The 23,294-nt window shown below is 39.7% G+C and carries 19 protein-coding genes; 3 read left to right on the top strand and 16 right to left on the bottom strand.

The window, feature by feature from the left end:
* Nucleotides 1-29: 29 nt before the first annotated feature.
* Complete coding sequence (locus tag ABDV70_RS11905) at nt 30-659, bottom strand: LysE family translocator (protein ID WP_343598008.1); 630 nt, start codon at nt 657-659, stop codon at nt 30-32.
* Nucleotides 660-765: 106 nt separating this feature from the next.
* Here ABDV70_RS11905 and ABDV70_RS11900 point away from each other — a divergent pair, with 106 nt between their 5' ends.
* Nucleotides 766-1,629 carry a LysR family transcriptional regulator gene (locus ABDV70_RS11900; protein ID WP_343598007.1) on the top strand — a complete coding sequence of 288 codons (864 nt, stop codon included), beginning with the start codon at nt 766-768 and terminating at the stop codon, nt 1,627-1,629.
* 345 nt (nt 1,630-1,974) lie between these two features.
* The gene (locus tag ABDV70_RS11895; RefSeq protein ID WP_343598006.1) at nt 1,975-4,071 is read left to right on the top strand and encodes a TonB-dependent receptor; all 2,097 of its coding nucleotides are present in this window, start codon (nt 1,975-1,977) and stop codon (nt 4,069-4,071) included.
* A gap of 301 nt (nt 4,072-4,372) precedes the next feature.
* On the opposite strand, the gene ABDV70_RS11890 is transcribed toward ABDV70_RS11895, so the two are convergent.
* From ABDV70_RS11890 to ABDV70_RS11845, 10 genes are all read right to left on the bottom strand, one after another.
* Nucleotides 4,373-5,173: an ATP-binding cassette domain-containing protein gene (locus ABDV70_RS11890; RefSeq protein ID WP_343598004.1), complete on the bottom strand. Its 801-nt coding sequence runs from the start codon at nt 5,171-5,173 to the stop codon at nt 4,373-4,375.
* A 19-nt stretch (nt 5,174-5,192) separates the two neighbouring features.
* Nucleotides 5,193-6,002 (bottom strand): aliphatic sulfonate ABC transporter permease SsuC, encoded by an 810-nt coding sequence (ssuC, locus tag ABDV70_RS11885; protein WP_343598003.1) that lies wholly within the window; start codon nt 6,000-6,002, stop codon nt 5,193-5,195.
* A complete protein-coding gene (gene ssuD / locus ABDV70_RS11880; protein ID WP_343598002.1) occupies nt 5,999-7,171 on the bottom strand; it encodes an FMNH2-dependent alkanesulfonate monooxygenase in 1,173 nt (390 codons plus the stop codon). The genes ssuC and ssuD overlap by 4 nt, the downstream gene beginning before the upstream one ends.
* Nucleotides 7,172-7,273: 102 nt before the next feature.
* Nucleotides 7,274-8,275, bottom strand: a complete 1,002-nt coding sequence (locus ABDV70_RS11875; protein ID WP_343598000.1) for a sulfonate ABC transporter substrate-binding protein — start codon at nt 8,273-8,275, stop codon at nt 7,274-7,276.
* Between the two features lie 556 nt (nt 8,276-8,831).
* Complete coding sequence (locus ABDV70_RS11870; protein ID WP_343597998.1) at nt 8,832-9,314, bottom strand: nucleoside deaminase; 483 nt, start codon at nt 9,312-9,314, stop codon at nt 8,832-8,834.
* A 76-nt stretch (nt 9,315-9,390) separates the two neighbouring features.
* Nucleotides 9,391-10,311, bottom strand: a complete 921-nt coding sequence (locus ABDV70_RS11865; protein ID WP_343598039.1) for an ABC transporter permease — start codon at nt 10,309-10,311, stop codon at nt 9,391-9,393.
* 7 nt (nt 10,312-10,318) lie between these two features.
* The gene (locus ABDV70_RS11860; protein ID WP_343597996.1) at nt 10,319-11,410 is read right to left on the bottom strand and encodes an ABC transporter permease; all 1,092 of its coding nucleotides are present in this window, start codon (nt 11,408-11,410) and stop codon (nt 10,319-10,321) included.
* A gap of 10 nt (nt 11,411-11,420) precedes the next feature.
* Complete coding sequence (locus ABDV70_RS11855; protein ID WP_343597994.1) at nt 11,421-12,962, bottom strand: ABC transporter ATP-binding protein; 1,542 nt, start codon at nt 12,960-12,962, stop codon at nt 11,421-11,423.
* A gap of 154 nt (nt 12,963-13,116) precedes the next feature.
* On the bottom strand, nt 13,117-14,217 hold the full coding sequence (locus ABDV70_RS11850; RefSeq protein ID WP_343597992.1) for a BMP family ABC transporter substrate-binding protein: 1,101 nt from the start codon (nt 14,215-14,217) through the stop codon (nt 13,117-13,119).
* 148 nt (nt 14,218-14,365) lie between these two features.
* Nucleotides 14,366-15,586 carry an MFS transporter gene (locus tag ABDV70_RS11845; RefSeq protein ID WP_343597991.1) on the bottom strand — a complete coding sequence of 407 codons (1,221 nt, stop codon included), beginning with the start codon at nt 15,584-15,586 and terminating at the stop codon, nt 14,366-14,368.
* 317 nt (nt 15,587-15,903) lie between these two features.
* On the opposite strand from ABDV70_RS11845, the gene ABDV70_RS11840 reads away from it, so the two are divergent.
* Nucleotides 15,904-17,430, top strand: a complete 1,527-nt coding sequence (locus ABDV70_RS11840) for an amidase (RefSeq protein ID WP_343597990.1) — start codon at nt 15,904-15,906, stop codon at nt 17,428-17,430.
* A gap of 83 nt (nt 17,431-17,513) precedes the next feature.
* On the opposite strand, the gene ABDV70_RS11835 is transcribed toward ABDV70_RS11840, so the two are convergent.
* From ABDV70_RS11835 to ABDV70_RS11815, 5 genes are all read right to left on the bottom strand, one after another.
* Nucleotides 17,514-18,446, bottom strand: a complete 933-nt coding sequence (locus tag ABDV70_RS11835) for a LysR family transcriptional regulator (protein WP_343597988.1) — start codon at nt 18,444-18,446, stop codon at nt 17,514-17,516.
* A gap of 61 nt (nt 18,447-18,507) precedes the next feature.
* Entirely contained in the window at nt 18,508-19,848 is a 1,341-nt protein-coding gene (gene dsdA, locus ABDV70_RS11830) for a D-serine ammonia-lyase (protein ID WP_343597987.1), read from the bottom strand.
* Nucleotides 19,849-19,863: 15 nt separating this feature from the next.
* Nucleotides 19,864-21,114 (bottom strand): FAD-dependent oxidoreductase, encoded by a 1,251-nt coding sequence (locus tag ABDV70_RS11825; protein WP_343597985.1) that lies wholly within the window; start codon nt 21,112-21,114, stop codon nt 19,864-19,866.
* 3 nt (nt 21,115-21,117) lie between these two features.
* Nucleotides 21,118-21,456: a RidA family protein gene (locus ABDV70_RS11820; RefSeq protein WP_343597983.1), complete on the bottom strand. Its 339-nt coding sequence runs from the start codon at nt 21,454-21,456 to the stop codon at nt 21,118-21,120.
* A gap of 10 nt (nt 21,457-21,466) precedes the next feature.
* Complete coding sequence (locus tag ABDV70_RS11815) at nt 21,467-22,750, bottom strand: OprD family outer membrane porin (protein ID WP_343597982.1); 1,284 nt, start codon at nt 22,748-22,750, stop codon at nt 21,467-21,469.
* Between the last annotated feature and the right edge of the window lie 544 nt (nt 22,751-23,294).

Genomic DNA, 23,294 nt, shown 5'->3' with positions numbered 1-23,294 from the left:
AACACCCTACCTATAACTCTAGAATCTACTCAGTGAGGTAATGGCTGCATGACTAGTAAAAAGGAAAAGTACATCAGGAATAATCCAGACATTAATGTTATGGACTTCATCAATTTCAGATCACCTTTTTTCCTCAAAAAAATTCCAATAAAAAATGTCATGAATACAAACCATATTACGATAGTGATTGCATGAACTGAAATCAGTATTAATCCATCATCAATGTAATCTTTATTTTTAAAATTAATAAATTGTGGAAAAGCAGCTAAATAGAACATAGATACTTTGGGATTTAAAATCTGAGTCAAAAAACCTTCCTGAAAATTCTTATAAATTGTTTTTTTGAGTATGCTAGGTCTTATTATTTCATTATTGGTGATAAAAATAGAACGAATAAATCTAATACCTAGATATAACAAATAAGATGCGCCTATCAACTTAACGATATTAAATAGTAAAAATGATTTTAGTATAATCAATGATATACCAAATAAAGATAACAAACCATGTATATAGGTTGCTGTAATTAAACCCAAAATCTTAGTTATTGCATCTATTTTTCCAATTGAGGCAGCAGTATTAAAAATCAGGAATGTATTTGGTCCAGGTGATATCACAAGAACAATGCAAATTGTAATAAATGAATATAAATGTTCCATGCCTTATTCCAGAAATCAAAATATGAACACAAATTTTAGATTAATTTTTTTATACTCTTGATATAAAATTACCAATCTTAGATTAAATTTTTTCTAACCTAAAACTATGATTAAAGAACTAAAGACTTTTATTCTTATTGTGAAACAAGGCTCCTTTGCTCGGGCAGCTATTCATCTTGGAGTTACAACTTCTGCTGTTAGTTCACAAATTAAAAATTTAGAAGAAAACCTAAATATCAAATTATTCAATCGATCAGCCCATTCCGTTACGCTAACGGATTCAGGAAAAAATATTGTAGATGAAAGTAAGAAAATCATTGCAATGTATGACAATCTAAGAGGCTCATCAAATTTAGAACTTAATTTTGGAAAAGTTAAATTAGGTGTGATTAATACCATTCAAATTGGCTTACTTCCTACAGCATTTTCATTATTCCAAAAGTATAACAAAAATGGTGAAATCAAAGTTATACCTGGTGTTTCAACACTTTTACTTTCATCATTAATAGATAAAGAACTTGATCTTACTATCACAGTTAAGCCTAATTTCTTGTTGCCCAAAGAGATTTATTCTTATCCCTTATATCAGGAACCTTTCGTACTTATTTACTCATCTCAATTTCATTATCAAAATTACATTGAATGCCTTTTAAATAACAAATTAATTGGTTATGACCAGAACTCACTAGATGGTAGGAAAGTATTTCAGTTTTTGCTTAGAAAGGGAATAAATGTCGATATCACCTTTGAATTAGACGAAATTGATGCAATTGTCAAAATGGTTGAATTAGGCTTGGGTGTATCCATTATTCCCAAAGCTGGTTTATGGCTAAAAAACCAGAAGAATATAAAATATTTCAGTTTAGAAGATGAAAATTTATTTAGAGAAATTATTGTTTCCCAACACCATGTTAATAAAGACTTAAAAATCCATAAGCTTTTGGAGCAGTGCTTTAGGCAATCTATTTAATCTTCAATATGTAGTAGTTTTCCTATTAAACAAAGAAGCCCGACATCCTGTCGAGCTTCTTTAGATTTGGTTGCTAGGGTCAACTCCTGTCATCCCTCACGTCCTGATGCAAGAACTTATCGTTTTTGTTTTATATTCTGGAACTTCCTGTTCCTGATGAATTCATATTAGGTCAGATCAACACACAGGCATAGCCGACAATTTCTCTAATTAATGTACGTTTTGGCTTACGCAATCCCCTCACACTGGTAAAAATGAATCCATCTACGACTATAAATTGATTTATCTTTTATGCAAACAATAATAATATTGAGAAACATTATCACATCACAAAGGATTTTTTGTGTGAAACTCAATTTATTGACCATGAGCATATTGTCAGTCGTCCTTTCTCAATATGCCGTTGCAGAAGATACGATTACGCTGCCAAGCATTACCATCTCTGCTGAACAAAAGAATAATCCTGAGGCCTATTTACAAAAAAACTCAAGCTCGGCAACACGGACTCAAACTGCCATTCAGGACACGCCTCAATCTGTTTCAGTGGTGAGTCAAGGCGTATTAGAGGATATCGGAGCCTCTCGTGTACTGGATGCCTTAAATGTGGCGGGGGGTGTCGGCATATCCAATAACTTTGGTGCACAAGGCTTAGCAAAATATACCTCTCGTGGTTTTTCCAGTGGTGAATTTTTCAGAAATGGATTCCCGATCAATCGTGGATATCCTGCGATTCCCGACAGCAGTAACATTGAGCGTATTGATGTGATACGTGGACCATCTTCTGCCATGTATGGTCGAAGTGACCCAAGTGGTACCTTTAATATCGTCACCAAGCAACCTGAAAAGGAACGTCAAACCACTATCGGTTTGCAGGGAAATAATTATGGTACTTATCGCGGGACACTCGATACCACAGGTGCAATCAATCAAGATAAAACACTGACTTATCGTTTAAATGTGGCGGGCGAAGGTGGTGAAACTTTCCGTGATGATGTTCATGTCAAACGCTATGACATTGCCCCTGTGTTGCAATGGCAGCCAACAGACCAAACCAAAATTACTTTTGAAGCGGATCTTTTACGTAACCAGCAACCTTATGACAAAGGTTTTACCCATTATCCACACCAAAATTATCCGCAGTTCGATGCAAAAACCTATTTTTGGCAAACAGGCAAAGAACGTAATCGTTTATATAGTGCTAATGATGCCTATCAATTTAGAGTCGAACATCAACTTAATGATGACTGGAAGTTAAATGTTGGGGCGCAATACATCAATGGCGATGTTCATGGTTATGCCTTAGAACCTCGTGGTAGTGATGTGGATGGTAACAGCAATATTCCGATGGGGTATAGCTGGCGAAAATTATCTTGGATCGATAAAGATATTCAAGCCAATATCACAGGTCATTTTAATCTGTGGGGACTTGAGCATACTTTACTGACAGGAATTGAATACGAAGACTACGACTATAAGGCCGTGATCAACCGTAATGCTGGTAACGCCAATCTTTCGGTGAACCCTTTTAATCCAGCATCGAACCAGACATTACCAACACTAAATCCGTTCTATACAGGTCGAGAAAACCTCACCAGCTATGCGGCTTTTGTGCAAGACCAAGTTGATTTAACCAGTCGATTAAAAGCACTGATGAGTTTACGTGTTGAGCACTATAAACAAGATAATACGACAAACGCAAAGTTCTGGAAAAAGAATACCGATGCTGTTTTACCTCGTTTTGGCTTAAGTTATGCAATGACACCTGATTGGTCGGTATATGGCAATATCAGTACTTCGTTCCTGCCAATTCCGGGTGAATTTAGTCAGGATCAGGCAAATAATCCTGAAAAAGGCATTGTCTATGAATTAGGCTCTAAATGGCAGTTGTTCGATGATCAATTGTCTCTACAAAGTGCAGTTTACTACACCAAGAAAAAGGATGTTTTATCTCAAGTCGTAGACAACAGTGCATTAGGATATTCATATCAAACCATTGGCGAGGCTGAAAGCAAAGGTTTTGAACTGAACCTTGCAGGTCAATTCACACCTTCATGGAAAGTCTTAGGCGGTTATAGTTATACCGATGCAAAAGTGACCAAAGATCCACAATTAAAAGGTCGCCCTTTGCAGAATATTCCAAAAAACAGTTTCAATGTATTAAGTGTTTACGAGTTTAAAAGCGGGACATTCTCTGGTTTAGGACTCGGAGTCAATCAGCGTTATATCGGGCAGCGTTATGGGCAAAATGGAACGTATTACTTTAAACTCAAAAGCTATAGCGTGACCGATGCTTTAGCGTATTACAAAGTCAATGATCAACTGCGCTTTAATCTGGATGTGAAGAATATTTTCAACAAACGCTATGATGAAAGCAGTTATATGTTGTTTTCTTATCCGGGTGAGCCACGTACTTTCCAGTTTGGCGCTACATACCGTTTCTAATATGAAAATAAAGAAGCCCGACATCCTGTCGAGCTTCTTTAGATTTGGTTACTAGGGTCAACTCCTGTCATCCCTCACGTCCTGATGCAAGAACTTATCGTTTTTGTTTTATGTTCTGGAACTTCCTGTTCCTGATGAGTTCATATTAGGTCAGATCAACACACAGGCATAGCCGACAATTTCTCTAATTACTGTACGTTTTGGCTTACAAATAAACCGTGCGTTGTACTTCAAAAATAAGAACCATCACATGGCTTATCCAAACTTATTTTTCAAATTTTATTCACGTTCAATTTTTTGTTCAGGTTGCTAAAACGGCTGAGAGGACTTGTTGTTCTAAGGCTGCAAATGCGACACCTTTTTGTCTTGGTCGTGGTAAGTTGACCTGAAACTGTTCAGCAATATGTCCCTTATCCAACAAAATAATCCGATCTGCCAATTGAACGGCTTCACTGACATCATGGGTTACTAGTAATGCTGTAAAGCCCTGCTCCCGCCATAATTTTTCAATCAGGTTTTGCATATCCAGACGAGTTAAAGCATCTAACGCACCTAAAGGCTCATCAAGCAATAATATTCGGGGTTGATGCGAGAGTGCCCGCGCCAAGGCAGTTCGCTGACGCTGCCCACCTGAAAGCTGACTCGGCCATAACGGTGCTTTTTCTTTGAGACCAACTTTTTCAAGTAATGCACTTGCCTGAGCCAACTGGTCTTTTTTCAAACCCAATTGCACATTGTCCAAAATGCTTTTCCACGGTAATAATCGAGGGTCTTGAAACATGACTCTGATATCACTGTTTTGGATAGGAGAAGTGTGCGTTCCCTGAAAACCAACCCGCCCTTGTGTGCTTTCTTCTAAGCCCGCAATAAGGCGTAATAAGGTACTTTTACCACAACCACTTCGCCCAACAATAGCAACAAATTCCCCTGCTGCAATCTTTAAGTTTAAGTTTTCCAAAACACTGACATTGCCATAATATTTATGCAGTTGTTGAATCAGAATCTCAGCGCCTTGTGGCGGTATTTCCTGATCTGGCACTGGCGAAAAATGAAGTGCTTGCTCGTTTTCTTGGGTCAATGCTGCAATATGTAAATTTGTCATGGCGAATCTCCTGTTCGGATTATTGTTGATAGCCTGCATGCCAACGTAATAAATAGCGTTCTAAAAGTTGTGCCAAGACATCTGCAAGTTTTCCAAGTAAGGCGTAAAGCAATATCCCGACCAGTACCACATCTGTCTGTAAAAATTCACGTGCATTCATGGTCATATAACCAATTCCAGATTGGGCAGAAATCGTTTCAGCCACAATAAGCAGCACCCAGACCAGACCTAATGCAAAGCGTAAACCCACCAAAATTGAAGGCATTGCACCCGGTAAAATAATATTTTTATATAGTTCCCAACGTGTTAGCCCATAACTTTGCCCCATTTCAATCAACTGCGGATCGACTGAACGAATCCCGTGGTAAGTGTTGATATAAATCGGGAAAAACACCCCAACCGCCACCAAAAAAAGTTTGGCACTTTCATCAATTCCAAACCATAAAATCACCAGTGGAATCAAAGCCAAAGCAGGAATATTACGCACCATTTGCAATGTCGTATCTAATAGCGTTGATGCCACTTTAGAAGAACCATTAAGTAGCCCAAGCAACAATCCTAAACCACCACCAACCAGTAAACCAAGCAAAGCCCGTCCAGCACTGACTTTAACATCATTCCAAAGCTCACCACTGAGCAACAGATGCCAGAATGCACTCATTACAGCAGTAGGTGCAGGTAAAATACGACTTTGGAGCAACCCACTAACCGATGCCAACTGCCAGCCAGCAATGAGCACCAACGGCACTAACCACGGTAACAACCTTTGACGAATCACACTCAAAACTTGGGTGATTCGACTCGCTGACTTCAATACAATTTCACTCATACCACCTCCTCTAGCGATGCTTTTTTTTCATCCGAAGGAACATAGTTATTGGCGATGATTTCTCCAAAAGGCCCTGTTAAGTTGGGCTGTGCCAATTTTTTTCGGGTTTCAAGTGGTAACAATGGAAATACCAATTCAGCAAAACGAATCGACTCTTCCAGATGCGGATATCCCGAGAAAATAAAAGTGCCAATGCCTAGGTCAGCGTATTCCTGAATACGTGCTGCAACGGTTTCAGGGTCACCAACCAATGCCGTACCAGCACCACCACGAACCAGACCAATACCCGCCCATAGGTTAGGTGAAACTTCTAATTTATCGCGTTTCCCACCATGTAAAGCAGCCATGCGCTGCTGTCCAACCGAGTCCATTTGTGCAAATTTTTTCTGTGCTGCTGCAATTGTTGCATCATCAAGATGTTGAATTAGGGCATTTGCTGCCGCCCATGCTTCTTCATTAGTTTCACGAACAATCACATGTAAGCGAATCCCATAATTCAGCGTCCGACCTTTTTCTGCTGCTTTTGCTTTGACTTGTTCAATTTTTTCTTTTACCGCAGCAGGTGGTTCGCCCCATGTCAGATAGGTATCGACTTGTGATGCTGCCAAATCAATTGCCACATCTGACGAACCACCAAACCAAAGTGGCGGATGCGGTGTTTGTACGGGTGGATAAAGCAATTTGGCATCATCCACCTGTAAACGGTTGCCATGAAAGGTAAAAGATTCACCTGTATGGGAGCGTTTTAAAATCTCCCGCCAAATGGTGACGTATTCATTTGCTGTTTCATAACGTGTTTTATGGTCTTCGTATAAACCGTCCCCACGTAACTCATCTTCATCGCCACCTGTCACAAGGTTGAGTAATACACGACCATTCGATAAACGGTCAAAGGTTGCCGCCATACGTGCTGTTACTGCTGGTGTTGTAACACCTGGGCGAAGTGCAACCAAAAATTTTAGGTGTTTGGTCACATCAATCAGACTTGCAGCCGTGATCCACGGATCTTCACATGAACGCCCTGTCGGAATCAGTACGCCTTCATAGCCCAAATTATCAACTGCAACCGCAATCTGTTTCATATATGCATGATCAACCTGACGTGCGCCTTTGCTTGTTCCCAAATAACGACTGTCACCATGTGTCGGAATAAACCAAAAAATTTTCATGTTGTTCTACCTTTCATTCTTAAATCATGTCTAAACCTGAATGCCTAACCAAACAGATTTCGTAATGAATACGTTCCCTTTTTCAGGATTGCTTTATTGGTGCTACTTCACAGTGTTGTTTAAAATGGCGTCTTGAATATGGATCTGTTTTGGAATCAGCTTTTCCTGATAAAAAGCATCCGCTACATTTTGTTGTTCCTGAGCCACCTGTGCGGTAATTGGTGTTACGCCAAATCCCATCCGAGAAATAGAGGTTTTTAGAATATTAAGATCCAATCCTGTTTGTTTTTCCAAGAGTTTGGCGGCATCATCCTGATGGGTCTTGACCCAGTCAGTCGTTTTATTCAACTCGGTGACTAACGTGTTTAAAACCTGTGGGTTATTTTGTGCAAAATTGCGGTCAGATAAATAGAATTGATGGTTGCTCACCAAATTCTGACCTGTTGCTAAAACACGGGCGTGAAGTTGTTGTTCTGCTGAGGCAAAGAAAGGATCCCAAATAACCCAAGCATCGACAGCGCCTTTTTCAAATGCAGCACGGGCATCGGCTGGTGGTAAATAAACGACATGAATCTCACTTAAAGATAGATGATTCGCTCGTAATAATTTCAATAAAAGATAATGCACATTTGAGCCTTTATTGAGCACAACTCGCTTACCTTTTAAATCTTTTACCGAATGAATGGATGAATCCTGACGAACCAACAATGCTTCCGCTTTTGGCGCTGCGGGCTGATTCGCAACATAAATAAGATTTGGGCTTGCTGCCTGTGCAAAAATAGGTGGTGCTTCACCAGCCTCGCCAAAAACAACACTACCAACATTAAGACCTTCCAGTAATTGAGGCCCTGCAGGAAATTCCACCCATTTCACCTGAATTCCCTGCGCTTTTAATGCCTGATCTAAATCACCACGGGCTTTAACAATCGGCAGCAATCCATACTTCTGAAACCCAATCGAAAGTGTCGTGAGTTTTGCAGAACTACTGCTTGTAGGTTTGGTGTCACTTGTGGTTGTCGTTGTCGATTGTTGTTTCGCACAGCCACTTAACCCCAAGCTTAAAGCGATTGCAGCTCCAATTGACCATTGTTGAATTGTATTCATGCCATCATCCTCAATTATTTTTTAATGAATTTTTTTTGAAAAAGAATGCACGACACATCAGTTGAGGACGAAACATAAAATGAGCCATGCCTTGAAAAGCTGGTTGCGGCAAGGCGTCGAACAAAGAAAAGAAAATAGAATGTTTCATACAAAACTGCTCTCTACAAAATTGAACAAGGTGTGTTCCATAACATAGAGAACTTCTATTCCAATCAAAACCAAGAAAATCTTGAATAATTATGAAAATTAGAGATAAAACTTTTTCTGGATAACTTATCCAATAAATTGATATAAGAAAAAATCTAACAATTTGAATTTAAATATATTTTAAAAATTTATTTTTGCTTATTTTTCTCTTTTCTTTGAATTCATCCTGAAATTTCAGGCTAAACTTTTCTAAAAATTCTATTAAGGTCGCTTATATTTTTCTTGCTGGATGTATATAAGGTTTGGGTTAGATAAAACTTTAACCATTATTTTTAAAAATTATGACTAAAATTTCCTTATTCAGTCATTTTAGCCAACGACACAAACCATAAAGAAACATCAACACATCCTAAATTTTCCAGAACTGTTGATGTACGTTTAAAATGTCCGATTCAGCCTCTGCTACAGGGCCAATCAATTCCACAGATTTTTGACCGTGTGCAAAAACGTATGCCGCAGGAATATCCAACGTAGGATTTTCGACATGGTTTCCCGTACAAGTAAGCAATGCAGCTTCACTCATGCCATAGACCACACAGCCAATATTTGCCCAGTAAATGGTTCCCGAACACATGCAACACGGTTCAACGGTTGTATAGAGTGTGCATTGCCATAAATATTCAGGGGGATATTGGCTTGCAGCAAGACGTGCCAATGTCGCTTCGGCATGGTTGACTGTATCGATATTCCCTTGGGTTAAAAGAACCGTTTCATGGTCTGGGGCAACCAAAATTGCGGCAAAAGGATGATGTCCATCAAGCATGGTTTGTTTTGCAAGATCATTGGCTTTGGTCAAAAAATGAAGTATTTGTTTTTGAGATGGCTTGCTCATCACATTGTCCTTTCTAATCAAAAAACCACTTTTTATTTAATTCTCGTCAGATCAAAGAAAATCGAAATGGAAAACCTTAAGGCAAAAACGTTTTCCCTAACGATGCAGGTAAGTTCATTTTTAACACTTTCTTATCACGGGAAATCATCACTAAAACCAAAATCGTTGCGAGATATGGCAAAGCAGCTAACAACTCAGTCGGCACTTTTAAACCCAATGCCTGTGCATGTAACTGCAAAATAGTAACGCCACCAAACAGATAAGCACCTAACATTAAACGTACAGGTTTCCATGTCGCAAAAACCACCAGTGCAATGGCAATCCAGCCGCGCCCTGCCACCATGTTTTCAATCCACATTGGGGTATAAACCGTCGATAAAAAAGCACCTGCGATACCTGCCATTGCCCCACCGAACAGCACCGCAGCATAGCGAATTGCCAATACGTTATAGCCCATTGCATGTGCGCTTTCTGGTGACTCGCCAACAGCTTTTAACAACAACCCTAAACGTGTTTTGGCCAACACCCACCATACCAACACAAAAGCAAGAAAAGACAAATACACCACATAGTTTTGCTGAAACAAAATCGGGCCAATAACAGGAATTTGCGACAGTACAGGAATATTCATCGCCCCCAAACCTGGTAGAGCCTGACTGACATAGTTTTGCCCAATAAATGACGAAATCCCCATTCCAAAAATAGTCAGTGCCAAACCACAGGCAGACTGATTGGTACTTAGCGATAAACTAAAAAACGCAAAAATCAGCGCCATCAACATGCCTGCAACAGCACCTATCCCTAAAGCACTGAACACGCTTAGCTCAAACTGGGTAGAAAAGGCGAAACCTGCAATCGCCCCAACCAGCATCATGCCTTCAACGCCAAGGTTAATCACACCTGTGCGCTCTGCGACCAACTCGCCTAAACCTGCAAAAATAAGTGGGGTTGCTGCGGCTACAGTGGTCGCCAATATTGCGGTAACTTCTAACATGATTTTCCCCTTAGCCTTGCATGGATAATATAGAAGCGGGTGATTTTTTCTTTTTGAAGCGATACTGGTTTTCAATAAAGGCATCTGCCGCCAGTAAAAACATCAGCAATAAACCCTGAAATACCCCTGCAATGGCTACAGGAAGTTGCAACTGCATTTGTGCCATTTCACCACCTAAATAAATTAGTGCCATTAAAAATGCAGATAAAACAATACCTATTGGGTTTAACCGCCCCAAATACGCCACAATAATCGCTGCATAGCCATATCCCGGTGAAAGGTTCGGATTGAGCTGTCCAATCGGGCCAGCCACTTCACAAATACCAGCCAACCCCGCCATCATTCCAGACAACACCAAACTAAACCAGACGGTTTTTTTTGCGGAAAATCCAGCATATTTTGCTGCATCAGGCGCTTGTCCGCTGACTTCTAATTTGAATGCCTGCATACTTTTTTTAATAAATAGCCAGAAAACAATAACGAGAAACAGCGTTAAAAAAACGGAAACATTGATCCGTGTCGCATCATTCATCAGGGGTAATAAACTTTGATCGCTAAACATCACCGACTGTGGGAAGTTCATGCCATTTGGGTCACGCCAAGGGCCATTAATCAAATATAACAGCACAAAACTCGCCACATAATTCAGCATTAAAGTAGTCAGTGTTTCTTCTGCATTAAAAACAGTTTTGAGTAAAGCAGGAATTGCCCCCCAAACTGCGCCACCCAATGCTCCCATCACCAGCATCAAAGGCAATGTCCACAGGCCTTCGTGCCCATAACACAAAACAGCAACCCCACCACCAAAAATAGCACCCATGGTCAACTGCCCTTCAGCACCAATGTTAAACAGCTTGGCACGAAAGCCGATGGATAACCCCAACGCAATTAAAATCAGAGGACTGGCTTTGACGACAAGTTCACTCCAGCCATACATACTGGTGAGTGGAGAAATAAAAAATAAATAAAGTGTTTTAAGCGGTGCGTATCCTAAACAGCGAAACAAAATTAGCCCTGCAATCAAGGTCAAACCAATCGCAATAACAGGAGAAAGCCATTTCATTAAACGCGAAGGATGCTCTCGTGGTTGTAATAAATGCATTACGAACTCCTTAACTATTTCCATCTCGTGTTGTGTGGACTGTATTTTCCTGATGGTTCAGGCCAGACATTAATAGCCCGATTTGCTCTGCATTGGTGTCTGTTGTACGCATCGGTGCTGATAATTTCCCTTCTGCTAAAACTGCAATACGGTCACTCATTTCAAACAACTCTTCTAACTCTTCAGAGATCACTAAAATTGCAACCCCTTGCCGAGAAAGATCAATTAAAGTTTGCCGAATAAACATGGATGCCCCAATATCAACACCCCATGTTGGCTGGGAAATAATCAGCACTTCAGGTTGTTGCAAAATTTCACGTCCAACAATAAATTTTTGCAAGTTCCCCCCTGAAAGTGACCGTGCTTGTGCTTCTGCGCCACTGGCCTTGACACTAAAACGCTCAATACATTGCTCGGTAAATGCTTTTACTTTTTTAAAATCAATTAGTTTGAAATGTGTTAATCCTTTACGATAGGCGGTAAGTAATGCATTTTGCGACAATGTCATATTCGGGACAGCACCACGCCCTAAACGCTCTTCGGGAACAAAACCTAAGCCCAAATCACGGCGTTTCCCTGCATTGAGCTGTCCAATATTTTTTCCTTTTAAAATAATTTTGCCATGTTTATTCAGGGTTTCACCTGAAAGCAGGCTGAGTAATTCCGCTTGTCCATTTCCAGAAATCCCCGCAATTCCTAAAATCTCGCCCCGATTCAGTGCTAAGCGAATATCACTTAAAGGCATAGCAAAAGGATCATCAGAATGAAAATTCAACCCTTCAACCTGAAAGATACAAGATGCTTCGCCAGTGAATGCCGCACGACTATAAGTCGGTAATGCACGCCCAATCATCAGACTTGCCAACTCATTGGTGGTTTTTTCTTTTGGATTGACTGTCCCTGTGACACGTCCAGAGCGAATAATCGTGGCCTCGTCACACAGTTCCTGAATTTCATGCAATTTATGACTGATATAAAGAATTGAAACCCCACGAGCTGCCAATTGTTTGAGAGTCTTAAACAGTTGCTTGACTGCTTGCGGTGTAAGTACAGAGGTCGGCTCATCCAAAATAAGCAGCGATGGGTTTTGTAATAAACATCGAATAATTTCAACCCGTTGCCGTTCCCCAACCGACAAAGTATGCACTTCCCGACGCGGATCAATCGGTAAACCGTATTGCTGTGAAACAGTTTTGATTCGTTCACTTAACTGTTTCAGTTCCACCGACTCATCTAAACCCAAAGCAATATTTTCAGTGACTGTCAGTGTTTCAAATAAGGAAAAATGCTGATACACCATACCAATGCCCAACTTTCGGGCAGATGCAGGACGGTCAATCTGAACCTCTTTTCCATTCCAAATTAAAGCACCCTGATCCGCTTTTACTGCGCCATAAATGATCTTCATCAAGGTGCTTTTCCCCGCTCCATTTTCACCCAAAATGGCATGAATTTGACCCGGCATGACGGTTAGGCTAATACGATCATTCGCCTTTAATGAGTTATAGCTTTTACTGATTCCAACTAATTCTAGACGTGGAATTTCGACCATGACACAGCCTCTCCTCACCTGCTTTACATTTTTTAATGCATCTTGTTTCAGGGTTGTTACTGCAAGCTCTGTGCCACATTGCATCTTTTTTAAACACAAAAAATGCACTCAAACATTGCGTTCTGAGTGCATTCAAAAAGTGATTACGCGCCGATTATTTTGGTAATGCGCCATCAACACCTTTTACATAAAAATTCATTTTACTGAGTACATCATCGGTTAAACGCTTGCCTTTAGGCACCACAACCGTACCAGACTGATTATAGATTGGGCCATCAAATGGATGTTTCTGACCTTTTTGAATAGCATCACGCACAGCCAGTGCTTTCGCTTTTAACGGTGCAGGAACAGCAGGGCCAAAGTTTTCAATATTAATTGCACCTTGTGGTACACCCCACCAAATTTTGCTTGGTTTCCATGTTTTATTGGCAACCTGATTCAATAACGGAACATAGATTTTTTCCCAATGAATCACTGATGCAGCCAATTGGGCTTTTGCACCAAACTTGCTCATATCAGAGTCCCACCCAAAGGCATAAATTCCTTTTTGTTGTGCTGCCTGAACCACTGCGGGAGAGTCTGTATTTTGCATCAACACATCTGCACCTTGTGAAATCAACGCTAAAGCCGCATCACGTTCTTTGCCAGGATTAAACCAAGAATTGACCCAGATCACTTTAGTTCTGATTTTGGGATTAACACTTTGCGCCCCTAAAGTAAACGCATTGATATTGCGCACAACTTCGGGAATTGGGAAAGAACCGACAACACCCAATGTATTTTTAGTCGTTTTACTGCCTGCAACAACACCAAGCAAATATGCACCTTCATAGGTACGAACGTCATAAGTCCCTAAATTTTTACCGATTTTATAACCTGTTGCATGCATAAAAATCGTATTTGGAAACTGACGTGATACTTTTTCCATCTGGTTCATATAACCAAAGGATGTCCCGAAAATAACCTTATTTCCTTGTTGTGCTAAATTACGAAATACACGTTCTGCATCGGCAGTTTCAGGCACATTTTCAATATGTGAGGTGGTAAATTTACCTGCAAGGGCTTTTTCAGCCTTAATTCGTCCCTGATCATGCGAATAGGTCCAACCATGATCTCCTGTTGGCCCGATATAAACAAATGCGGCTTTTTCGGCTGCCAGACTGACTTGAGTTGCGCCCAAAGATAATGTTCCAATTGCGAAACATGCTTGAGCAAGGTGTTTTAATTTATTTGATGTATATCGCCAATTTTGCATTATTTTCTCCTATAGGACTCAATTCATCTTGATCAGATGTGCTGAATAGGAGAAAAGCAAAATCTATTCCAAACTGAATGAATTTTGCATACAGCTGCCAATAAAAATGCTGCCTAGTAAGGACAGCACTTTATATATCTCAGTATTTTTATGCTTTAGATAACACTTCTCTCGTAATATTTAATTTTTCCTGACTTTTAATAAATAGACTCATCACCAGAGAAAACAACACTGCAAAAATGAGGAAGGTAAACACTGCCTGATAGCCAGACCAACTAACCAATCCACCAATGACAACAGGGGCAACAAAACCTGCAGCCATACCACCTGTATTAATAATTCCCAAACCTCGCCCCATTTGTTCTTTTGCTAAATATTTCGCAGGTAAAACAATCACCAAAGCAAAAATGAGTGATTTAAAGAAGTAAACAAATCCTTGAGCGATCACTACTTGAGCAATGCTAGTTGCAGAATACATCTCATAAAGACCGATACACATAAAGATACAACAAGGAATAATCAGACGTTTTTCTTTGCCATCAAAGAACTTATTGACAAACCAGCCGCCTGCTGCCGTTGTTAAACCTGCTATCAAAAATGGTATAGGTAATAACCAACCTACAGCTTTTAAGTTTAAACCACGTTCCTGAATTAAATATATTGGCATCCATGTATCCAAGCCTTTATTCACAATACTGATCCCAAACCACATGATACAGATTGTCCATAAATATCTATTTTTGAGCACTAAACTAGAGGCTGTTTTACTCACATCTACTTTTTGTTGTAACGCTTTGGTCGATGGTGTAAATAATGCATACAAAACAGCATAAACCACCCCAGCTGCACCAATAATATAAAAGGTATTACGCCAGTCAAATGCAATGATGAGCGGAGCAACAATCAAGGGAGCAATCATACTGCCAATATAGTTGGATGAAACCATCGCACTGGATGCCGTTGCACGACCATTACCTTCAAAATTTTCTGCAACACTTTTAAATGATGCTGGTGGAAAACTTCCTTCGCCTAAACCAAACAACAGACGAATTATCAAAAGTGCCATCAATGATTCAGCCATACCAGTCATCATCGTAAAACCTGACCATAAAATAACAGCTATCAAAATCACAATTTTTGAACCAAATTTATCTGCCAACCAACCACCAGGTATCTGCATGATGGTATAACCGATATAGAACATACTGAGCACGGCACCAATTTGTATAGGTGAAATACTTAAATCCTTAATAATATGCGTTGCGCCAATACTAATGGCAGTTCGGTCAATAAACGAAATACACCAACCTAAATAAAGCAGTAAAAAAACCAGATATTTTTGTTTACCTAATGATTTCATCCACGACATACCCACCTCCATTGACTCAATTTTTCATGTGAAATTTGTATTCTCTATCATCAAAATAAGTAGGCTTCGTTATTTGCTCAAGCGTCTTTTCTGCAATATATCATTGCCAAAATGGCAATTCAGATTTCTGTCCGTTCTGTACTTATTCCAGAAATTCATGAGATACGACTCCGTTGTATATAGACCTTTTCATAGAGCAAATGTCATGCCGAATTATTGCCAAACTGGCAACATTAAGTTCTATTTATTCTAATTGTGAGAATTTATAAAATGACTAATATCTGAGATAACAACTAAGTAAAATCTAGGATACATACATGGCTAACATGAGTGAACTGGTCACACAAAGTGCTGTCCATCTAAAACAACTGATCGCCAATAAAGATATTTCCCCTGTTGAACTTACACAGGCCTATATCGATAGAATTATCACTATTGATCCTAAAATTAATGCGTTCTGCGCCAAAAATTATGAGCAAGCACTTTTAGATGCCAAGACCCAAGAACGGCAAATGATGCAAGGAAAAGTACAAGGTTTACTATTCGGCTTACCGATTGGCATTAAGGACTTGGAAGATACTCAAGGCTTAAATACAACCTACGGTTCACTTGCTTTTAAACATTACATTCCAACTCAGGACAATGAGCTGGTGCAACGAGTGAAACAAGCAGGTGCAATTATTTTAGGAAAAACCAATGTGCCTGATATGGGAGCAGGTGCCAATACTCGAAACCCTGTCTGGGGAGCAACAGGTAATCCATTTAACCCATTACTAAATGCAGGCGGCTCATCTGGCGGGTCTGCTGCTGCATTGGCAGCCGATCTTGCACCACTATGTACAGGTTCAGATACTGGTGGGTCATTACGAATTCCTGCTGCACTGTGTGGAATTTATGGTCTGCGCCCTTCTGCTGGATTAGTGCCAAGCCAGCGTAAGCCATTGGGCTGGACCGCTCTATCTGTTGTTGGGCCAATGGGAAGAACCGTAGCGGATACATGGCTACAATTGGCTGCGACAATTGGGCTTTCTAAGACTGACCCGCTAAGTTATGACAGTCAAATGCCGACTGACATCCATCAGCTTCCACCTATCGATTTATCTCAATTACGTATTGGCTATACTGAAGATTTTGGCTGCTGCGAAGTAGATGATCATATTCGCCAAGTGTTCCGTAACAAAATTAAAAAAATTGGCCCAATGTTTGCCGCCTGCGAAGAAATTCAATTTGATTTACCTGATGCACATGGCTGTTTTGATGTCCTGCGTGCAGAAGCATTTGTTGCAGGTCTACAGAGCACTTATGAAAAAGACCCAAACTTACTTGGGCCAAACCCACGAATGAATTATGAAATGGGTGCAAATCTAAAATTAACAGATTGTGTTTGGGCACATAAAATTCAGACTCAATATTTTAAAAACTTCCAAAAATTATATGAAAAATACGACCTAATTTTATCCCCCGTGACACCTGTCAGCCCATTTTCATGGAAAGATTTATATCTAACCGAAGTAAATGGTCGGCCACTGGAAAATTACTATCGCTGGTTATCGCTCACTTATGTGGTTACCTTAATGACCAATCCCGCATTGTCCTTTCCACTAGGGCAAGATCATTTAAATATGCCTTTTGGATTACAAATGATTGCAGGCTTCAGACAGGACTGTCAGCTCTTACGCATCGCCCATGCATTAGAAAAACAATGCCAATATGACCATGATTTGGCACAGCCCAAAGTCGATATTGAAGCCCTATTAAAAACCTCAACTGACTTTAAAACAGGGATTGTGAATGACAGTGTATTGGCGAAGGAAACACATACGATAACCGCTTCTGCTGTTTAAATTCCAGACATCACAGTGCTTACCTTTAAACATGTAAGCACTTATTTATAATTATTATTTTACAAAAAATATTGAAATATCCATCAAGACTGTTCTGTTATCGTAGAATCATCAGCAGTCAAGGCATCATATAAATATTCTAAAAATACACGAGATGCATCTGGTAAGATCCGACCACTCAATTTGCAGACTTCAATTGACAAAGCATTGTTTAGAATATTGTCTTTTAATGGCACTGCCTTGAGAATACCCCGATTTAAATACGACTTTAAAACCAGTTCTGTTGAAAGTGTTGCCCCACCCGAAAGAACATAAGACAAAATGGCACTCATGGCATTTGAATTAAAGATAGGCTCTATCACTCCTCCTTGATGACTACATCGCACATCAAAAACATCACGTAAAACAATGCCTTTTGGAGGTAGAGCCAGTCGGATGGTTGATAGAATTGGTAAGGAAACACTCTTTCTTTCAGCCAATTCATGCTGTGGAGGTACAATCAAATAAATAGGGGCATTTAAACGATGTAGTACTGAAATATCGGACTGAGGGACATGGTTAAATGTCACTCCAATATCAGCTACACCATCTTTGAGTTGCTGAATGACATTTTTACCACTATCTGCATGCAAAAGAACTTGAATACCAGAATAGTCATTCTGAAATTTAGCAATCACAGTCGGTAAAAAATCTAGAGAAAACCCTGTGGAACAGGAAATTTTAATATTACCTTTATCTAATCCTTTTAATGCATTAATTTCATTGTAAACACGTTCACTATCGAGTTGTAATTTTAAAGCATAGGCTGCCAGAATTTCCCCTGCAGACGTAGGTTTCATACCTCGGGTTTTTCGTTCAAATAATAAAACATTTAAATTCGACTCCAAATGAGCAATCTGCCGACTAATCGCCGATGATGCAACATTCAATTTTACCGAAGCCTCTGCAATAGAACCACAACGAACCACCTCTAAAAAGTAGCGCAACGACGTTTCCTGAAGAATTTTGGCAGTCATGGTAAGTTCTAGCAATCCTATTCATTTGCATCATAAGTGATTCATCAACCCAGAGTAAACACTATTGCTGCACTGTACCTTTTGTAAGGTATTGAACTAATTCTGCTACAGGAACCATACCGCCACCTGTTGCCCAAACCAAATGGATTGCATGACTCATCATTTTTTCCGTTAGCCCCTGCATCTGATGATAATCCCGATTCGATGATGTTAGGACCGCACCATACATTCCTGCTAATGCCGAAGGTTCTAATTGAATATCTTCAGCATCATTTAACCAACGCAACATGTCATACAAATGCTGATCATCCAATGTGTAATAACCATCTATTAAGCGTTGCATCGCCCGACCAACAAAGCCCGAGGCCCGACCAACAGCCAAGCCATCCGCAGCAGTCAAATTATCAATACCTAAGTCTTGTACACAAATCTCGTCATGTAATCCTGTATATACGCCTAATAACATACATGGCGAATGCGTCGGCTCGGCAAAAATACAATGTACCGCATCACCAAAAGCCAACTTGAGTCCAAAAGCGACACCACCCGGCCCACCACCAACACCACAAGGTAAATAGACAAATAAAGGATGATCCGCATCAACAATCACACCATCTTGTTCAAATTGCTGTTTTAAGCGCTGCCCTGCAACTGCATAGCCCAAAAATAAAGTTTTTGAATTTTCATCATCAACAAAGAAACAATCTGGATCTTGCTCAGCCAATGCCCGTCCCTGTGCAACAGCAACACCGTAATCTTCGGCATATTCTACGACTGTCACACCATTAGCGCGGAGTTTGTCCTTTTTCCATTGACGTGCATCGGCAGACATGTGAACCGTGACCTTAAAGCCCATTTTGGCACTCATGATGCCAATAGAAAGCCCCAAATTACCAGTTGAGCCTACAGCAATACTATATTTGGAAAAAAACTGATATAACTCAGGCTGTGCTAATTTTCGATAATCCTCATCTAGACTGAGTAAACCTGCTTGTAAAGCCAATTTTTCAGCATGTGCTAATACTTCATAAATACCACCACGGGCTTTAATCGAGCCAGAAATTGGCAAATGACTATCTAACTTAATTAATAATTGCCCAGAAATCGTACTTTGATACTGTTGTTCTAAAACAGCTTGCATCACGGAAATATTTTTATACTTAGACTCAATAATCCCTTGTGTAGCCTGTAATTCAGGGAATACTGTCATTAAATAAGGTGCAAAGCGCTGTAGCCGTTCGTGTGCATCAGCAACATCCTGTTCAGTCAGCCCAACATAAGGTAGCCCCTCAGCAAAGCAACCACTTTGCGGATTAAACCAATGGGTTTCTTTTAATGCAATCAAGTCAGCAATCAGTGGGTCATTTTTTAAATTTTGATTCTTATCTAAAGTATTTAGCATCGCATCCACATTCCATTAAACCATCATTCGTTGAGGTGAAAATATTTTCTCATCGGGGAGTAATCTAACCTGATCTATCATAATTTCCGCCAAGAGCCGACCACTGGCAGGCCCTAAAGTAAAACCTTGATGTCCATGCCCAAAGTTAAACCATAAACCTTTATGCCGTGGTGCTGCGCCAATATAAGGCTTCATATCTACACTACATGGTCGTCCGCCCAACCATGCTGGCTCATCCAATGCCTGACCTAAATCAAGCCAGTCGTAGGCGGCTTGCTGTGTTTTTTCGAGTTGTACTGGCGTTGCAGGTGCAGAAAAATGGGCAAATTCAGCACCTGTAGTCAGTCGTGTACCTCGTTTCATTGGTGCAAGCACATAACCTCTCTCTGCATCAAAGATTGGGCGATGAATTATTGCACCATCGGTAAAATGTTGATGATAACCACGTTTAATCAGAATTGGATTTTCATAGCCCAAAGCTGAAATAAATTTGGATGACCACGGACCTAAAGCAATTACGACTTCAGCCACATCAAAATCACCTGTATTTGTACAAACTTTCCAAGAAAATGGCTGCTGTTGTAACGCTAAAATTTCTGCTTGAATGATACGCCCGCCCAAGTCTTGCAATAATTGAGCATAACGTTGTACCAATTCACTCGGCTCATTCACGCTCCAAGGTTGTGTCCAATGAACAGCTCCAATAATGGGATGGTTCGCTTTTAAATTGGGCTCAAGTACATTAAATTGTTGAGGACTTATAACCTCACTTTCTACACCATAGCGTTGTTTAACATGTTCTGCATGGGCAATCCCCTGCTGTAATGCCTGTTCTGTCCGATATGCATGAACCATCCCTCCCTTAATAATTAAATCCTCGGCTTGTGCCTCGGCAATAAGTACCTTATGTTCATCCAATGCCACACTAATTAAAGCAGCATAATCTTTTGAAATTGCTTGATGACTTTTAGGCTCGGAGTTTTTCCAATATTTAAATAAAGGTGAGGCATAAGAAGGCAGTGCGCTTAAATGATAATTCACTGCTGCATCCCGTTTTAGTCCTACTCGAATCAGGCTTTGTATCTGTCGTGGAAAAGCATAAGGTTCTACAGCCTCACGCTGAATGACTCCAGCATTACCATAGGAAGTTCCAGCCCCCGGCGTTGAATGGTCGATCACTGTCACATCATAGCCATTTTTTCTTAAATGTACTGCGGTACAAATGCCCACCATTCCTGCACCGAGAACGACAACTTCTTTAGACATGTCTTATCCTTTTAATTTTGCAATGACAGTAATTTCCACTTTAGCGTCAATGACCAAATCAGCAATCACTGTAGTTCGTACTGGATAAGGCTCAACAAAATGTGCTTTATACGCTTCATTAAATGCGACAAAGTCCGTTTTATCGGTTAAATACACCGTAACACTGACAACATCTGCAAGTTGTGCACCATGCCGAGCTAAAGTCTGACTAATATTTTCAAATACCTGTTGTGTTTGTGCCATGATGCCTTCGGGAATTTGACCCTCAGCATCTATAGGAACCTCGCCTGAAAGAAATAAAAAACCATTATTTTCAATTGCTTTTGAAAAAGGGAGTTTCATGTTTAACATCCTATTTTAAGTGAAAGGTATACGCTAAAATGACACGGGTTTGATCAATTCCTCGATCGAGCGTAGAACGGAACGTGGCATGGCGCAAGCGTAATGAGAGATTTTTTAATCGACCTGACTGTACTGTATACGCCAATTCTTTATCCCATTCCCATTCTTTTTGTTCCTTGGTACTGTTGCTCACTTTGGCATTTTCACCACGTAAATATTTATTGGAAAATGATAATCCAGATAAACCTAAACTTGAAAAATCATAACTATATTTGACCCACCATGTACTTTCATTCGCCAACGTAAAATAGCTAACCATTGAAAGTGTTGGTGTATATGGCCCTGCGCCATTTAAATAAGGTAATGCTTGACCACCATCTATTTTTTGATAGCCTGCATTAAAATAATGACTATTCAATTTATAATTCAAACTGAAGGTATACATCTGATTATTAATTTTTCCGGCCAAAGCTTCACCAGAGTCAGATGAATTAAAATAGCGTAGATCTGTCGTGAATTTTCCTGCCCCCAATTTCTGAGTCGCTTTTAAACCCAAATAATGCTGATTATAGCTATCTTTTAATTGGCTAAAATAATATGTCCCTATCAAATTGGGATTGAACTGATAATCGAATCCTACATAACTGAAATGATCACTCGTCTGATTCTGTTTATATCGGGTCGTATCAATCGTTAAGTCATCAAAAGTTACCGAGTTTCTTTGTTTTACCCGATCTATCCAGCCTGCTTTAAGTTTTAGATTTTCAATCTCGGTTGATTGAAAATCCCATCCTCGAAATATTTGAGAAAACAAACGAGCGTCGTTAGGAAGTAATACTGGAACACCTTCAGGAATAAGTGCCCCATATTTTAGAATATTCTTTTCATATTTAATTTTTGCAGCAGCACCTACTTTCGAGTAAATATCTTTTGCATCATGTTCATAGGATGGCTTTCCAGCAATATTGGCAGATGATACGGCTAATAAACCTGTACCACTGGTTTCAGGGTCAGAATATAATTTAACACCTAACATCGCTATAACATCTACACCAACACCTACTCCCCCCTCGGTAAAACCTGAATTAAACTTAAAAGTCGCCCCTTGAGCCCATTCTTCTTTTTTACTCTGCTGTGGACGTAGAGCTATTTTTTCATCACGATAATCAGAATCCATATAATAGTTCTGTAACTTCAGAGAGGAACTTGAATCCTTAAAAAACTCAGCTTGTACATAAGAAGAAAGTAAAACGCCCATACCTCCCATGACAGTCATACTCAGTTGCTTTTTCATCCACAATTACCTACTTGTCTAGAACTCACATCTTCTATAACTAAAATAGGGGGGATCATGCCTTCTCGACAATCACTTTTTTCGCAAGAAATCATTGCTGATTTGGCAAGGCTATTCTTATGGTCCTAGATATTTAAAAATATCACTCTATCTTTCATTTCATTATTTTAAGTGAATAATTTTTTCCTAGAACCCCGTTCTTATTCTAATAAAAAGAAATATTAAATCAAAAAAATCATATTTGATTATAAGAGCAATACCATCTAATAATTTTTAAACAATCTTCAACTATATTATAAATCATATACCTCAATATATTTATTCTCCCATTTTCATAACAATGAATATATAATTTTCAAGGAAGTTTTTTAAATATTGAAATAATTAAAATAGAGAAACGATGGTAATTTAATGGATATATCTGGAAAATATATTACTTATTTATGAAATCATTATAATCAGGCGACCAGGTACTGCGCCATTTCGCTGCGTTGCTGCAGCGCTGTGCCCCGGGCCACGACGCCCTGCTGGGCCGTTACGGCGG

This window comes from Acinetobacter sp., assembly GCF_039596015.1.
Lineage (GTDB): Bacteria > Pseudomonadota > Gammaproteobacteria > Pseudomonadales > Moraxellaceae > Acinetobacter.
This window is presented reverse-complemented; position numbering and strand designations above follow the sequence as displayed.

Bases quoted from the DNA above. Each gene is read 5' to 3' on its own strand.
- ABDV70_RS11900 (WP_343598007.1), top strand. From the start codon at position 766: ATGATTAAAGAACTAAAGACTTTTATTCTTATTGTGAAACAAGGCTCC.
- dsdA (WP_343597987.1), bottom strand. From the start codon at position 19,848: ATGCTAAATACTTTAGATAAGAATCAAAATTTAAAAAATGACCCACTG.
- ABDV70_RS11825 (WP_343597985.1), bottom strand. From the start codon at position 21,114: ATGTCTAAAGAAGTTGTCGTTCTCGGTGCAGGAATGGTGGGCATTTGT.
- ABDV70_RS11850 (WP_343597992.1), bottom strand. From the start codon at position 14,217: ATGCAAAATTGGCGATATACATCAAATAAATTAAAACACCTTGCTCAA.
- ABDV70_RS11870 (WP_343597998.1), bottom strand. From the start codon at position 9,314: ATGAGCAAGCCATCTCAAAAACAAATACTTCATTTTTTGACCAAAGCC.
- ABDV70_RS11890 (WP_343598004.1), bottom strand. From the start codon at position 5,173: ATGACAAATTTACATATTGCAGCATTGACCCAAGAAAACGAGCAAGCA.
- ABDV70_RS11840 (WP_343597990.1), top strand. From the start codon at position 15,904: ATGGCTAACATGAGTGAACTGGTCACACAAAGTGCTGTCCATCTAAAA.
- ABDV70_RS11860 (WP_343597996.1), bottom strand. From the start codon at position 11,410: ATGCATTTATTACAACCACGAGAGCATCCTTCGCGTTTAATGAAATGG.
- ABDV70_RS11875 (WP_343598000.1), bottom strand. From the start codon at position 8,275: ATGAATACAATTCAACAATGGTCAATTGGAGCTGCAATCGCTTTAAGC.
- ABDV70_RS11855 (WP_343597994.1), bottom strand. From the start codon at position 12,962: ATGGTCGAAATTCCACGTCTAGAATTAGTTGGAATCAGTAAAAGCTAT.
- ssuD (WP_343598002.1), bottom strand. From the start codon at position 7,171: ATGAAAATTTTTTGGTTTATTCCGACACATGGTGACAGTCGTTATTTG.
- ABDV70_RS11820 (WP_343597983.1), bottom strand. From the start codon at position 21,456: ATGAAACTCCCTTTTTCAAAAGCAATTGAAAATAATGGTTTTTTATTT.
- ABDV70_RS11845 (WP_343597991.1), bottom strand. From the start codon at position 15,586: ATGTCGTGGATGAAATCATTAGGTAAACAAAAATATCTGGTTTTTTTA.
- ABDV70_RS11815 (WP_343597982.1), bottom strand. From the start codon at position 22,750: ATGAAAAAGCAACTGAGTATGACTGTCATGGGAGGTATGGGCGTTTTA.
- ssuC (WP_343598003.1), bottom strand. From the start codon at position 6,002: ATGAGTGAAATTGTATTGAAGTCAGCGAGTCGAATCACCCAAGTTTTG.
- ABDV70_RS11835 (WP_343597988.1), bottom strand. From the start codon at position 18,446: ATGACTGCCAAAATTCTTCAGGAAACGTCGTTGCGCTACTTTTTAGAG.
- ABDV70_RS11905 (WP_343598008.1), bottom strand. From the start codon at position 659: ATGGAACATTTATATTCATTTATTACAATTTGCATTGTTCTTGTGATA.